This window comes from Streptomyces sp. ATexAB-D23, from assembly GCF_000373645.1.
Taxonomy (GTDB): Bacteria; Actinomycetota; Actinomycetes; order Streptomycetales; family Streptomycetaceae; genus Streptomyces; species Streptomyces castrisilvae.
In genome coordinates this window covers 57,808-70,931 of record NZ_KB892007.1, presented here as the reverse complement: position 1 = coordinate 70,931, position 13,124 = coordinate 57,808, and the positions used below count along the sequence as shown (strand labels likewise).

Annotated in this window: 11 protein-coding genes; 7 read left to right on the top strand and 4 right to left on the bottom strand. The window is 73.3% G+C overall.

Annotated features, from left to right (window positions below; all coding sequences use genetic code 11):
* Positions 1-57 precede the first annotated feature (57 nt).
* Positions 58-762 (top strand): GntR family transcriptional regulator, encoded by a 705-nt coding sequence (locus B082_RS0109020; protein WP_018551481.1) that lies wholly within the window; start codon positions 58-60, stop codon positions 760-762.
* 183 nt (positions 763-945) lie between these two features.
* Here B082_RS0109020 and B082_RS0109015 read toward each other — a convergent pair whose 3' ends face one another.
* Positions 946-1,227: an HPr family phosphocarrier protein gene (locus B082_RS0109015; RefSeq protein WP_018520603.1), complete on the bottom strand. Its 282-nt coding sequence runs from the start codon at positions 1,225-1,227 to the stop codon at positions 946-948.
* Between the two features lie 173 nt (positions 1,228-1,400).
* On the opposite strand from B082_RS0109015, the gene B082_RS0109010 reads away from it, so the two are divergent.
* From B082_RS0109010 to B082_RS0108995, 4 genes are all read left to right on the top strand, one after another.
* Positions 1,401-4,262 carry a bifunctional GNAT family N-acetyltransferase/acetate--CoA ligase family protein gene (locus B082_RS0109010; protein WP_026249575.1) on the top strand — a complete coding sequence of 954 codons (2,862 nt, stop codon included), beginning with the start codon at positions 1,401-1,403 and terminating at the stop codon, positions 4,260-4,262.
* Between the two features lie 90 nt (positions 4,263-4,352).
* Complete coding sequence (locus B082_RS0109005) at positions 4,353-4,949, top strand: DUF5998 family protein (protein ID WP_018551479.1); 597 nt, start codon at positions 4,353-4,355, stop codon at positions 4,947-4,949.
* Positions 4,949-6,136: an alkaline phosphatase family protein gene (locus B082_RS0109000; RefSeq protein ID WP_018551478.1), complete on the top strand. Its 1,188-nt coding sequence runs from the start codon at positions 4,949-4,951 to the stop codon at positions 6,134-6,136. The genes B082_RS0109005 and B082_RS0109000 overlap by 1 nt, the downstream gene beginning before the upstream one ends.
* Before the next feature lie 58 nt (positions 6,137-6,194).
* Positions 6,195-6,845, top strand: coding sequence for a thymidine kinase (locus B082_RS0108995; RefSeq protein WP_018551477.1), 651 nt, complete (start codon positions 6,195-6,197; stop codon positions 6,843-6,845).
* Between the two features lie 350 nt (positions 6,846-7,195).
* On the opposite strand, the gene B082_RS0108990 is transcribed toward B082_RS0108995, so the two are convergent.
* Positions 7,196-7,972 (bottom strand): VOC family protein, encoded by a 777-nt coding sequence (locus B082_RS0108990; protein WP_026249574.1) that lies wholly within the window; start codon positions 7,970-7,972, stop codon positions 7,196-7,198.
* Positions 7,973-8,202: 230 nt separating this feature from the next.
* On the opposite strand from B082_RS0108990, the gene B082_RS0108985 reads away from it, so the two are divergent.
* Positions 8,203-9,033: a sulfurtransferase gene (locus B082_RS0108985; RefSeq protein WP_018551475.1), complete on the top strand. Its 831-nt coding sequence runs from the start codon at positions 8,203-8,205 to the stop codon at positions 9,031-9,033.
* A gap of 102 nt (positions 9,034-9,135) precedes the next feature.
* On the opposite strand, the gene sepH is transcribed toward B082_RS0108985, so the two are convergent.
* Positions 9,136-10,194: a septation protein SepH gene (sepH, locus tag B082_RS0108980; protein ID WP_018551474.1), complete on the bottom strand. Its 1,059-nt coding sequence runs from the start codon at positions 10,192-10,194 to the stop codon at positions 9,136-9,138.
* Positions 10,195-10,689: 495 nt separating this feature from the next.
* Between sepH and B082_RS0108975 the strand changes: the two genes are divergently transcribed.
* Complete coding sequence (locus B082_RS0108975) at positions 10,690-11,700, top strand: hypothetical protein (protein ID WP_018551473.1); 1,011 nt, start codon at positions 10,690-10,692, stop codon at positions 11,698-11,700.
* Positions 11,701-11,715: 15 nt separating this feature from the next.
* On the opposite strand, the gene B082_RS0108970 is transcribed toward B082_RS0108975, so the two are convergent.
* Positions 11,716-13,038 (bottom strand): D-arabinono-1,4-lactone oxidase, encoded by a 1,323-nt coding sequence (locus tag B082_RS0108970; RefSeq protein ID WP_018551472.1) that lies wholly within the window; start codon positions 13,036-13,038, stop codon positions 11,716-11,718.
* Positions 13,039-13,124: the final 86 nt, after the last annotated feature.

Here is a 13,124-nt window from a genome sequence, read left to right as displayed (position 1 = left end):
TCGCAGCAGAGGTGTCGATCGGCTGCTGTTCGCGGGGATTGAGGCGGAGGTTCGGACATGCGTGTTCCAGCGCATTCGGTATGCACGGCAATCCGTGACGACATCGTCTCCGGTGTCTTCGAACGCGGCAGCCGGCTCACCGAGGAGGTGCTCGCGCGGCGTTACGGGGTTTCCCGCGTCCCCGTACGGGAGGCGCTGCGCACCCTGGAGTCCGAGGGCTTCGTGGTCACCCGCAGACACGCCGGAGCCTGCGTCGCCGAGCCGTCCGAGCAGGAGGCCGCCGACCTCCTGGAGGTCCGCATGCTGCTGGAGCCGCTCGGCGCGGCCCGTGCCGCCCTGCGCCGCACCGACGCCCACCTCAAGGTGCTGCGCGGCCTGGTCAGACTCGGCCAGGAGCGCGCCCGCCGGGGCGAGGGCGAGGACCTGCGCTCCCTGGGCGGCTGGTTCCACGAGACGCTCGCCCAGGCATCCGGCAGCCCCGGCCTCATCGCCCTGCTCACCCAGCTGCGGCACAAGACCGCCTGGATGTACGCGGTCGACCAGCCGGCCCGACCGGCCGACGCCTGGGCCGAGCACGGCGCGCTCGTGGACGCCGTGGCGCGCGGCGACGCGGAGCGGGCGAGGGCCCTGGCCGCGCAGCTCGCCGAACGGGCGGGCGCCACGCACCGGCTGCGCCACCCCGCGCGGCCGGCCACCGTCCCCCGCGCCACCCGTGTGAGGACCTCGCAACGTGCCGTAAACACCGCGAGCGGCCGGAATTAACAAAGGGCGCGTACAAAGAAAGAAAGGCGTGCGTAAAAACACGTAAAAAAGAGGCCGCCCGATTATTCTGTGTGCGCCTTCGCCGTATTACCCGTACATGTGCGCGCACGAAAAAGCCGCGGCACCTCGTGAAGGGGGCCGCGGCTTTCCCGCGAGAATTCCGGCGATCGTGGCCGCGCGGACTCAGACGGTCTCCGGAAGCTCCTCGAGCCCCTCGGCCACCAGCTTGGCCAGACGGTCCAGAGCGGCCTCGGCGTTGTCCGCCTCGGACGCGAGGACGATCTCCTCGCCGCCCTGCGCCCCGAGCCCGAGCACCGCGAGCATGGAGGCCGCGTTCACCGGGTTGCCGTCCGCCTTGGCGATGGTGACGGGAACGCCGGAAGCCGTAGCGGCACGGACGAAGATGGAAGCGGGGCGGGCGTGCAGGCCCTCGGCCCAACCGACGTTGACGCGGCGCTCAGCCATGGTTCTGCCCTTCACGATTCAATGGTTGTCTAGACCAGTCTCTCATGTGGTGCGCGATGCTCCGGGTCGACCCGCGAGCCCTCCCGCGCCCCGCACCGTACCGTCGTCCGGACCCCCAGAGTGCCCCGGCCCCGAGCCCCCCGCGACCGGTGGGACCGCCGTAGGCTTGGCCCATGCAGCCCTCTCCGGAGCAGAGTCCGCATCACGCCTACCCCGATCACTGGGAGGCTGACGTGGTGCTCCGCGACGGCGGCACCGCGCGGATCAGGCCCATCACCACGGACGACGCCGAACGCCTGGTCAGCTTCTACGAGCAGGTCTCCGACGAGTCGAAGTACTACCGCTTCTTCGCCCCCTACCCCCGGCTCTCCGCCAAGGACGTCCACCGCTTCACCCATCACGACTACGTCGACAGGGTGGGCCTCGCCGTCACGGTGGGCGGCGAGTTCATCGCCACCGTCCGCTACGACCGGATCGACGCGACCGGCCGGCCCGCCTCCGCCCCCGCCGACGAGGCCGAGGTCGCCTTCCTCGTCCAGGACGCCCACCAGGGCCGGGGCGTGGCCTCGACCCTGCTCGAACACATCGCGGCCGTCGCCCGCGAGCGCGGCATCCGCCGCTTCGCCGCCGAGGTACTGCCCGCCAACACCAAGATGATCAAGGTGTTCCGGGACGCCGGCTACACCCAGCAGCGCAGCTTCGAGGACGGTTCCGTCCACCTCACCCTGGACCTCGAACCCACCGCCGAGTCCCTGGCCGTCCAGCGCGCCCGGGAACAGCGCGCCGAGGCCCGCTCCGTGCAGCGCCTGCTCGCCCCCGGCTCCGTCGCGGTCATCGGGGCCGGCCGCACCCCCGGCGGCGTCGGCCGCACCGTCCTGCGCAACCTGCTCGGCGCGGGCTTCACCGGCCGCGCCTACGCGGTGAACAGCGCCCTCGCCGCCGACCGGTCCACGATCGACGGGGTCCCCGCCCACCGCTCCCTGGGCGAGATCGGCGAACCCGTCGACCTCGCCGTCGTCGCCGTACCGGCCGACCGGGTCCCGGAAGCCGTCGCGGACTGCGGCGAACACGGCGTCCAGGGCCTGGTGGTGCTCTCCGCCGGGTACGCCGAGTGGGGCGCCGAAGGCCGCGAGCGCCAGCGCGAACTGGTGCGCCAGGCCCGTTCGTACGGCATGCGGATCATCGGACCCAACGCCTTCGGCATCATCAACAACGCCGAGGCGGTCCGGCTCAACGCCTCCCTCGCCCCGGAACGGCCCGCCTCCGGGCGCATCGGCCTCTTCACCCAGTCCGGCGCGATCGGTATCGCCCTGCTCTCCGGGCTCTACCGGCGCGGCGCGGGCCTCTCCACCTTCATCTCGGCCGGCAACCGCGCCGACATCTCCGGCAACGACTTCCTCCAGTACTGGTACGACGACCCGGACACCGACGTCGCCCTGCTCTACCTGGAGTCGCTCGGCAACCCCCGCAAGTTCACCCGCCTCGCCCGCCGCACCGCCGCCGTGAAGCCGGTCGTCGTGGTCAAGGGCGCCCGGCACAGCGGTTCCACCCCGCCCGGCCACGCGGTCCCCGTCAGCCGCATCCCCGACGCGACGGTCTCCGCGCTGATGCGGCAGGCGGGCGTGATCCGCGTCGACACGGTCACCGAGATGGTCGACGCGGGCCTGCTCCTCGCCGACCAGCCGCTCCCGGCGGGCGGACGCGTCGCGATCCTCGGCAACTCCGAGTCCCTCGGCCTGCTCACCTACGACGTCTGCCTGGCCGAGGGCCTCCGCCCGCGCCCGCCCGTCGACCTCACCACCTCCGCCACCCCGCAGGACTTCCGGGACGCGCTGGCCGGGGCGCTGGCCGACGGGGACTGCGACGCCGTGATCGTAACGGCCATCCCCTGGGTCGGCGAGGACGGCGAGGCGGAGTCGGGGGACGGCGAGGTCCTGGCCACCGCCCTGCACGCGGCGGCCGCCACCGGACCCGCCAAGCCCGTCGCCGTGGTCCATGTGGAGATCGGCGGCCTCGCCGAGGCCCTGGCCGCCGCCACCAGCACCGTGGCCCAGCGGCGCCCGGCCGCGCGGCCCTTCACCGCGGCGCAGGAGGCTCCCGCGCCGCCGCCCGCCACGGACGACACCGCCCCCGAGGCGCCCGACGCGACCCGCCCCGCCGGCCGCATCCCCGCCTACCCCGCCGCCGAACGCGCCGTCCGGGCCCTCGCCGAAGCCGTGCGGTACGCCCAGTGGCGACGCCAGGCCGCGGTGCCCGGCAAGGTGCCCGACTTCCTCGACGACACCATCGACGCGCAGGGCGCCGCCGCCCGCATCGACGCCCTGCTCGGCCAGGACCCCGACCCGCGCGGCCGGCCGCTGGGCCATGACGAGGCCCGCGAACTGCTCGCCTGCTACGGCATCGCCGTACGCCCCACGCTGCCGGCCCCCGGACCCGAGGAGGCGGTGGCCGCCGCCGCCCTGCTCGGCTACCCGGTGGCGCTGAAGACGACCGCGCCCCATCTGCGCCACCGGGCCGACCTCGGCGGCGTACGTCTCGACCTCGACAGCGAGGCCGCGCTGCGCCGCGCGTACGGCGATCTGACCGAACTGCTCGGCAAGCCCGCGGAGCTGCGGCCCGTCGTCCAGGCCATGGCCCCGCGCGGCGTCGACACCGTCGTGCGGGCCACCATCGACCCGGCCGCGGGCGCCGTCCTCTCCTTCGGCCTGGCCGGCGCGCCCTCCGAACTCCTCGGCGACACCGCCCACCGCCTGGTCCCGGCCACCGACCGCGACGCCGCCGAACTGATCCGCTCCATCCGGGCCGCCCCCGTCCTCTTCGGCTGGCGCGGCTCGGCCCCTGTGGACACCGCCGCGCTGGAGGAACTGCTGCTGCGGGTATCCAGGCTGGTCGACGACCACCCCGAAGTGGTGTCCATCGCCCTGGAACCGGTCGTGGTCGCCCCTCAGGGGCTCTCCGTCCTCGGGGCTAGCGTCCGCCTCTCGCCGCCCCCGGCCCGCAACGACCTGGGCCCGCGCCGCCTGTCCAACTACTGACCCCGAACGGCTGGAGACCCGCTGGACCCCGCCCGCACAGGGGCGCAGCGGCGTCCCCGGCAGCCTTCCGTCCCCCGTAGGATGGTCCCCATGGCTAAGACCGGTACGACGACCCAGGGGCTGCGCGCGGCGATCGAGCGCAGCGGCTACTACCCGGCCCTCGTGGCCGAGGCGGTGGAGGCCGCCGTGGGCGGTGAGCCGGTCGCTTCGTACCTGGTGCACCAGGAGACGACCTTCGACTCCAACGAGGTGCGCCGGCACGTCACCGTGCTGGTGCTCACGGACACCCGCTTCATCGTCAGCCACACCGACGAGCAGAACGCCGACACCAGCTCCCCGTCGCCGTACGCCACCACCTCCACCGAGTCGGTCAAGCTCGACCGGATCTCCTCGGTCGTGGTCAGCCGGGTCGTGGCCAACCCGGAGAAGTACGTCCCGGGCACCCTGCCCCGCGAGGTCGTCCTGACCATCGGCTGGGGCGCGGTCTCCCGGATCGACCTGGAGCCCGCCGCCTGCGGCGACCCCAACTGCGAGGCCGACCACGGCTACACCGGCAACTCCACCGCCGACGACCTGAGCCTGCGGGTCAGCGAGGCCGGCGACGGCCCGGACACCGTGCGCCAGACCCTCGCCTTCGCCCAGGCGCTCTCCGAGGCCACGGCCGCGACCGCGGCGGCCGGCCGCTGATGGCCCAGCCGGCCTGGCAGGATCCTGTCCTGCTGCCCGTCGACACGGCCCCCGTCCCGGAGTACGGCAGCGGCTCGCTCGCCGATCTGCTGCCGACCCTCCTCGCGGGCCAGGAAGTGCCCGGCTTCACCGCGGCGATCGGTGAGCTCACCCCCGCCGACCGCAACTGCGTCTTCCTCATCGACGGCCTCGGCTGGGAGCAGATCAAGGCCCACCCCGACGAGGCCCCGTTCCTGCATTCCCTGCTGCCCGGCTCGCGCGGCGGCACGGGCCGCCCGATCACCGCGGGCTTCCCGGCCACCACCGCGACCTCGCTGGCCTCGGTCGGCACCGGGCTGCCCCCCGGCGAGCACGGCCTTCCCGGCTACGCGGTCCGCAATCCGCAGACCGGCGAGCTGATGAACCAGCTCCGCTGGAATCCGTGGACCCCGCCGAAGGCCTGGCAGCCCCACCCCACCGTCTTCCAGCTCGCCGACGCCGCCGGGGTCCGTACCGCGCAGGTCTCCGCCCCGGCCTTCGAGCAGACCCCCCTGACCAAGGTCGCGCTCAGCGGCGGCTCCTTCCTCGGCCGGCTCACCGGCGAGGAACGGATGGACACCGCCGCCGAGCGGCTGGCCGCGGGCGACCGCTCGCTCGTCTACACGTACTACAGCGAGGTCGACGGCAAGGGGCACCGCTTCGGCACCGACTCCGACGCCTGGCGCGGACAGCTGATGTACGTCGACGGGCTGGCCCAGCGCCTGGCCGAGAAGCTCCCGCCGCGCTCGGCCCTCTACATCACCGCCGACCACGGGATGATCGACATCCCGTTCGACGAGCAGTCCCGGATCGACTTCGACGAGGACTGGGAGCTGGGCGCGGGCGTCGCGCTGCTCGGCGGCGAGGGCCGCGCCCGGCACGTGTACGCGGTCCCGGGCGCCGAGTCGGACGTGCTCACCGTCTGGCGCGAGGTGCTGGGCGAGCAGTTCTGGGTGGCGAGCCGGGACGAGGCCGTCGCGGCCGGCTGGTTCGGCCCGCGGATCGACGAGCGGGTCCACGGCAGGATCGGCGACGTGGTCGCGGCCGCCCACGACGACGTGGTGATCATCGCCTCCCGCAACGAGCCGCACGAGTCGGCCATGGTCGGCATGCACGGCTCGATGACCCCCGTCGAGCAGCTCGTCCCGCTCCTGGAAGTACGCTCGTAACCCCTGCCGTTGTGTCCCGCCGCTCTCCCCGCCCGTTCCGAAAGGTGCTCAACCCCTCATGCCCGAGCTTGTGTTCTTCTCCGGAACGATGGACTGCGGAAAGAGCACGCTGGCCCTCCAGATCGGCCACAACCGCTCGGCCAGGGGGCTTCAGGGCGTGATCTTCACCCGGGACGACCGGGCGGGGGAGGGGAAGCTGTCCTCCCGGCTGGGCCTGGTGACGGAGGCGGTCGAGGCGGACGAGGGCATGGACCTCTACGCGTATCTGGTCGCCCAGCTGTCCAAGGGCGCCCGGGTCGACTACGTGATCGTGGACGAGGCGCAGTTCCTGGCGCCCGACCAGATCGATCAGCTGGCCCGGGTTGTGGACGACCTGGAGATGGACGTCTTCGCGTTCGGCATCACGACGGACTTCCGCACCAGGCTGTTCCCCGGCTCGCAGCGGCTGGTCGAGCTGGCCGACCGGATAGAGGCGCTCCAGGTGGAGGCCCTGTGCTGGTGCGGCGCCCGCGCCACCCACAACGCGCGGACCGTAGACGGCGACATGGTCGTCGAGGGCGCGCAGGTCGTCGTCGGCGATGTGAACCGCCCGGCGGGCGAGGTCGGTTACGAGGTGCTCTGCCGCCGCCACCACCGCCGCCGGGCGACCGCGGCGTCCACACAGGCGGGCGCGCTCTCCCCGGACGTCCTGCCGGTGTCCTCCGCCTGACCCCGGCACGGCCCATCCCTCAGCCGGCCGCCCGCAGCGGGCAACCGGCGCCGACGCGCGCGACGAGATCGGCCAGGGCCTGTCCGGCGGATCTTCGTGGATCAGCCCGCGGCGTCCGGTGCATCCCCGAGTTCTCGGCTCCGCTCGAACAGGGGAGACCCCACTCCTCGGCGTGCGCCCGGATCGCCCTCGTACCGGACGTACTCGGGTGATCCGGGCGTGCGGCGAGAGTGCGTGCCAGACGCCGCGGGCCCGCAGAGATCCGCCGGACAGGCCCTAGGTCCACGCCGCACTGACCCGGCTCGGTACGCGACCGGGGCCGGCGCCCTGGCTCCGGGTGCGGAGCGCCGTCAGCTCTCCGCCGACCGCTGGATCGTGAACACCGCGCCCTCCGGGTCCGCGACCGTCGCCACTCTCCCGCTCGGACTCTCGCGCGGAGGGCTCAGGACCTGCCCGCCGAGCTCCGCCACCTGACGGGCGGCGTCGTCGGTGTCGGCGACTTCGAAGTACGTCATCCAGTGCGGGCCCCGGTCGCGCAGCAGCGCATGACCGACTCCGTGCAGCGAGGCCACCGGACGGCCTTCGATGTGCAGGGTCTGATAGTCGAAGTCCGCCGAGACGACGGCCTTGGACTCGTAGCCGAAGACCGCCTGGTAGAACTTGGCGACCGAGGAGGTCTCCCGGGTCACCAGTTCGTTCCAGACGGGGGTGCCGGGCGCCCCGGCCAGCGAGGTGCCCAGATGCGCGGCCGCCTGCCAGATCCCGAAGACGGCGCCGCTCGGATCGGACGCGATGGCCATCCGGCCCGCCTCACCCGCGTCCAGCGGCCCGACACCGACCGTGCCGCCGCAGGCGCGGATCGACTCAGCCGTCAGATCGGCGTCGTCGGTGGCCAGATAGGTCGTCCAGGCGATCGGGAGGTGCCGGTCGGGCGGCAGCTGGCCGATGCCCGCGACCTCCTTCCCGTCGATCAGTGCCCGCACGTACGGGCCGAGCTGCTCGGGGCCGGGGCCGAACTCCCAGCCGAACAGCTCGGCGTAGAAGTTCTGGGTCGTGCGCAGGCCGTGCACGATCAGGCTCACCCAGCAAGGTGTTCCGGGTGTACGCCGAGCGGCAGCCTCGGTCATCGTCACTCTCCTCGGACCATCGTGGTGGCCGTACGGGGGAACGGGGCAGCCGCGCCGTGGTGCGGTGCGGGTCGTGTACGCCCCGTGCAGATGTTGACACCACCGGGCACGCGATGCGCTCCGGCCGCGCCGTCTTCTCCGGGATCTCGGTGCAGGTGGCCCGGTTTGTCGGGGTATGGCGGCTCGGCCGTTGTTCCGGGCGGCCGGGCGCCTGCGCGAGGATGGCACGCATGAAGCCCATCATCTCCGCATCCGAATGTGTGAGCGAACTGGCGGGGCCACGTCCGCCGGTGCTCCTGGACGTACGTTGGCAGCTCGGCGGGCCGCACGGCCGGTCCGACTACGAGGCGGCGCACATCCCCGGCGCGGTCTTCGTCGACCTCGACACGGAGCTCGCCGCTCCGCCGGGGGACGGCGGCCGTCACCCGCTGCCCGACCCGGCGGATTTCGGCGCCGTGATGCGCCGTGCCGGGGTCGGAAAGGACACTCCGGTCGTCGTCTACGACGGAGGGCAGGGCTGGGCGGCGGCCCGTGCCTGGTGGCTGCTGCGCTGGGCGGGGCACCGCGACGTGCGGGTGCTGGACGGGGGTCTCGCCGCCTGGACGGGGGAGTTGTCGAAGGAGACGCCCCACCCCGTGGAGGGCGACTTCGTGCCGGCGCCCGGGGCGCTGCCGCTGCTCGACGCGGACGGCGCCGCAGCTCTGGCCCGCTCGGGCCTGCTGCTCGACGCGCGGGCGGCCGAGCGCTACCGGGGCGATGTGGAGCCGATCGACCGGGTCGGCGGGCACATTCCGGGCGCGGTCTCGGCCCCGACCGGGGAGAACGTGGACGCGGACGGGCGCCTTCTGAGCCCCGAGCGCCTGGCCGCCCGGTTTGCCGGGCTGGGCGCCGGTGACGGCACCACCGGGGTGGGCGTCTACTGCGGCTCGGGTGTCTCCGCGGCCCAGCAGGTGCTGGCGCTGGAGCTCGCCGGGCACCGGGCCGCGCTCTACGCGGGCTCCTGGTCTCAGTGGTCCGGCGACGCGTCGCGCCCCGTCGCGACCGGGCCCGATCCCCAGTAACGGGACCTCGCCGCAGAACCGGCGCGGCCGGTTGCGCCGGTACGGCGCACGGGGGCCCTTGCGTAACTGCGCGAGGGCCCCCGTCATGCTGCCTGGACCTTCTCAGTCCTGCTTCTTGCGGCGTGTGCCGAAGACGATCTCGTCCCAGCTCGGCACCGCTGCCCGGCGCCCGGGGCGGACCCCGTCCGCCTCCGCCTGCCGGTCCGTCGTCCCGGTCAGCCGGTCGCGGTGGCCGGCGACCGCGCGCGGCATCAGGACGTCCGCGTACGCGGAGCCCGCGCCCGCCGATGCGGCCGGCGGCTCCTCGGCCTCCGGCTCCTGCGCGGCCGGCTCGATGGCCGGGGGCTCGGGCGGCGACGGCCGTTCCGGTACGACCATGTCACCGCGGAAGCTGGGGACCGCCTCCAGCAGGCTGGTGAGCGAATCGCGCTCGCTGGCCGTCACCCCGCCGACGCGCTCCTCGGGCTCGGGGGGAGGCGGCGGGGCCGGGCGCTCGATCTGCCGGTCCAGCGCGCGGTCCAGTGGCCGGTCGCGCGGCAGCCGGGCGATCCGGGGGACGAACGGGAAGCTGGGCTCAGGCGCCGCGACCTCGTCCGTCTCGCCGATCAGCGAACGCGCCTCGTCGTCGACGGCCTGGACCAGCCGGCGCGGCGGGTCGTACGTCCAGCTCGCCGAGTGCGGCTCACCTGCGACCCGGTACACCAGGAGGACCTCCCAGGTGCCGTCGTCGCGGCGCCACGAGTCCCACTGGACGGTTTCCTTGTCGGCGCCGCGCAGCAGCAGCCGCTCCTGCACCGCCTCGCCGAGCTGGGGGCCGGTGTTCTCGCCGGGACGGCGCACGGGAGTCTTCCGGGCCCGCTCGGCCATGAAGGCGCGCTCCGCGAGCACGGGGCCCTCGAAGCGGCGGACACGGTCGACGGGGATTCCGGCGAACTGGGCGACCTCCTCCGCGGAGGCGCCGGCTCGTATCCGGGCCTGGATGTCGCGGGGGCGGAGGTGGCTCTCCACCTCGATCTCGATCTGGCCGAGCCGGGCGCGGTCGTTGCGCACGGCGGCTCGCAGCCGCTCGTCGATCGGAAGCGTGTACTCCGTGCTGTCCGCAGCCTTGAGCACCAGTCGTGTGCCGTCGTTGGAGACGGCCACGACACGCAGTTCGGGCATGGGGACCTCCCGGGTGGTGCCTGCCGACGTCACGTGCGTCGCTGCTTCCGCTAGTCGAGTGTGGCCTGCCCGGGTGCAGCCTGCCACAACATTGCCGTGTTGCCCGGCGTGTCGGGCGTGAGCCCGCGCTCGCCGGTATGACACGGTAGCCCGTGCGCAACGCAAAGTGACCGATGGTCACTCCGTGTAGCAGGCCGCCGTGTGATGCCGTGCGCCGCCGGATCGAGTGCCTCCTTCGGCCCCCTCCCGAAGGTTCCGGACACCCACGCGGGAGTCCGGCCCCAGGGCTCGCCACAGTACTCCATTCGGGCCATGTGGGTGGACCGCCGCGCCGTCGAAGTTCTCCTCGGGTGCGGGAGTTGACCTACCCCTCCGAACGCCGATCGTCCCTGATCCGTGTCGTGCTTCACACAATCCACGCAACCGGAACTTTCGGCTTCGTTCGCATGTCCCTAGTTGGTGCATGGTGGGAGAGATGTCAATCAAGGGCTGGAAATGGTGCAGAAGCCGGAAAGTGACATAGAACCCAAGGAGAGGCGGATCGATCTGAGCTTGCCCCAGGTCGCGGGCAGTGCGGTCGCGGCGGTGGCGGCGGCCGTGGCGGCTTCCCAGCTGGGCGTGTACGGAACCATCGCGGGGGCCGGAGTCATGAGCATCGTGGCCACCTGCGGCGGCTCGGTGTTCCAGCACTTCTTCCGCCGTACGGGTGAGCAGATACGCGAGGTCACCGTTCAGGTGACGCACCCGGGCCGTGAGGTGACGGTCCACACCCGACGGACGACCGTACGGCAGCAGGCCCCGGCCGGCGGCGAGACGCCTGCGGACGAGACCGTCCTGCTGGGAGCGGTGGACGACGCCACCACGGTCCTGCGCCGCGTGGACAGTGACGAGACGACCGTGCTGCGGCATGTAGAGGGGACGACCGCCCTTCCCGCGCCGGACGCCACCACCGTCCTGCGTCAGGTGCCGGCCGCCCCCGGGGCCGACGACGCGTTCTCGGAGGCGACCACGCACGGCACCCGGGTGCGCGGCTGGAAGCGTTCGGCGATCGGCGCCGCGGCGGTGTTCGTGGTCTCGATGGCGGGCATCACCACGTTCGAGCTGATCTCCGGCAACGACCTGAGCGGCGGCCGGGGCACCACGGTCGGCTCCGTCGTACGCGGCGAGAACCACCCGGGACCGGCCACTCCGGCGCCCTCCGGCACCAAGGACGTCCCGGAGCACGGCGCCGGCCCCACGGACCCGGCCCGGGACGACAGCACGGCGACCCCTGGCACCGATGACCGGGGCGACGAGCACGGCACCACCGGCCCGCGGCAGGACCGGGACGACAGCTCCACGCAGGGCCCGACGCCCACACCCACCCCGTCCGACCCGGCGGGCAGCGGCGTCCAGCCGTCGCCCACGCCCACCCCGGGCACCACGGACGACGGGCAGGACGCGACGCCCGGCCCCACGGCCACGGACGGCGCGCCCGCGCCGGGCGGCACCGACGCGGGGGAGTGAGCCCCGGCCCGCCGGTCAGTCGCCCAGGACCCGGCGCAGGTAGTCGTTGGCGAACAGGCGGTCCGGGTCCAGCCGGTCCCGTACGGCCGTGAACTCGCCGAAGCGCGGGTACACCCCCGAGAGGTACGCGGCGTCACGCGTATTGATCTTTCCCCAGTGCGGGCGGCCGCCGTGCGCGGTCATGATCCGCTCGACCGCCGTGAAGTACGCCTGGTAGGGCGTGCCCCGGTACAGATGGACGGCGATGTACGCGCTCTCCCGGCCCGAGGCCGTGGAGAGCGCGATGTCGTCGGCCGGAGCGGTGCGCACCTCCACGGGGAAGCTGACCCGCAGCGGCGAGCGGTCGACCATCGCCCGGACCTCCCGCAGCGCCTCGACGGCGGCCTCACGCGGCAGCGCGTACTCCATCTCCACGAACCGCACCCGGCGCGGGCTGGTGAACACCTTGTACGGGATGTCGGTGTACGTACGCGCGGACAGGGCCCGGCTGGAGAGCTTGGCGATCGAGGGGATCGTGGCGGGCACCGCCCGGCCGAGCGAGCAGGCCACCTGGAAGACGCCGTTGGACAGCAGCTCGTCGTCGATCCAGCCGCTGAGCTTCCCGGGCGGGGCCGCCGGGCCCGCACTCCGGTTGTTGCGCTTGGTGTTGCAGTTCCCGGTGTGCGGGAACCAGTAGAACTCGAAGTGCTCGTTCTCGGTCACCAACTGGTCGAATTCCGCCGTGACCTTGTCGAAGGCCATCGGTTCCTCGCGGGCGGTCAGCAGGAAGACCGGTTCCACGGCGAAGGTGATCGCCGTGATGACGCCCAGCGCGCCGAGCCCGATCCGGGCGACCGCGAACACGTCGGCGTTCTCGGTCTCCGAGCAGGTCAGCACCGTGCCGTCCGCGGTGACCAGCTCCAGGGCGCGTATCTGCGCCGATATGGACGCCGAGTCGCGGCCGGTGCCGTGCGTGCCGGTGGAGGTGGCCCCGGCCACCGTCTGCTCCATGATGTCGCCCATGTTGGTGAGCGAGAGGCCCTCGCGGGCCAGCGCGGCGTTGAGCCGCTTCAGCGGGGTTCCGGCCTCGACCGTCACCGTCATCGCCGTGCGGTCGATCGCGCGGATGCCCGTCAGCAGGTCGGGCCGGATCAGCAGCCCGTCGGTGGCCGCGGCCGCCGTGAAGGAGTGGCCGGTGCCGGCCGGCTTCACCCGCAGCCCGTCCTGGGACGCCCTGCGCAGCGCCTCGGCCAGTTCGTCCACGGAAGCGGGGGACACGGTCCGTGCCGGGCGGGCGGTGACATTCCCCGCCCAGTTGCGCCACGGGCTCGTCGCCGTCCGTGCGTAGGTCTCGGTCATCTTCCCCGCGCCCTTCCCTAGGAACCGGCCCAGGGCCGGTGGTGCCCCCGGACGGAACGACGGGTTACCGGCCGGTTGGAGGGGGA

Bases quoted from the DNA above. Each gene is read 5' to 3' on its own strand.
- B082_RS0109020 (WP_018551481.1), top strand. From the start codon at position 58: ATGCGTGTTCCAGCGCATTCGGTATGCACGGCAATCCGTGACGACATC.
- B082_RS0109015 (WP_018520603.1), bottom strand. From the start codon at position 1,227: ATGGCTGAGCGCCGCGTCAACGTCGGTTGGGCCGAGGGCCTGCACGCC.
- B082_RS0109010 (WP_026249575.1), top strand. From the start codon at position 1,401: ATGCAGCCCTCTCCGGAGCAGAGTCCGCATCACGCCTACCCCGATCAC.
- B082_RS0109005 (WP_018551479.1), top strand. From the start codon at position 4,353: ATGGCTAAGACCGGTACGACGACCCAGGGGCTGCGCGCGGCGATCGAG.
- B082_RS0109000 (WP_018551478.1), top strand. From the start codon at position 4,949: ATGGCCCAGCCGGCCTGGCAGGATCCTGTCCTGCTGCCCGTCGACACG.
- B082_RS0108995 (WP_018551477.1), top strand. From the start codon at position 6,195: ATGCCCGAGCTTGTGTTCTTCTCCGGAACGATGGACTGCGGAAAGAGC.
- B082_RS0108990 (WP_026249574.1), bottom strand. From the start codon at position 7,972: ATGACCGAGGCTGCCGCTCGGCGTACACCCGGAACACCTTGCTGGGTG.
- B082_RS0108985 (WP_018551475.1), top strand. From the start codon at position 8,203: ATGAAGCCCATCATCTCCGCATCCGAATGTGTGAGCGAACTGGCGGGG.
- sepH (WP_018551474.1), bottom strand. From the start codon at position 10,194: ATGCCCGAACTGCGTGTCGTGGCCGTCTCCAACGACGGCACACGACTG.
- B082_RS0108975 (WP_018551473.1), top strand. From the start codon at position 10,690: ATGGTGCAGAAGCCGGAAAGTGACATAGAACCCAAGGAGAGGCGGATC.
- B082_RS0108970 (WP_018551472.1), bottom strand. From the start codon at position 13,038: ATGACCGAGACCTACGCACGGACGGCGACGAGCCCGTGGCGCAACTGG.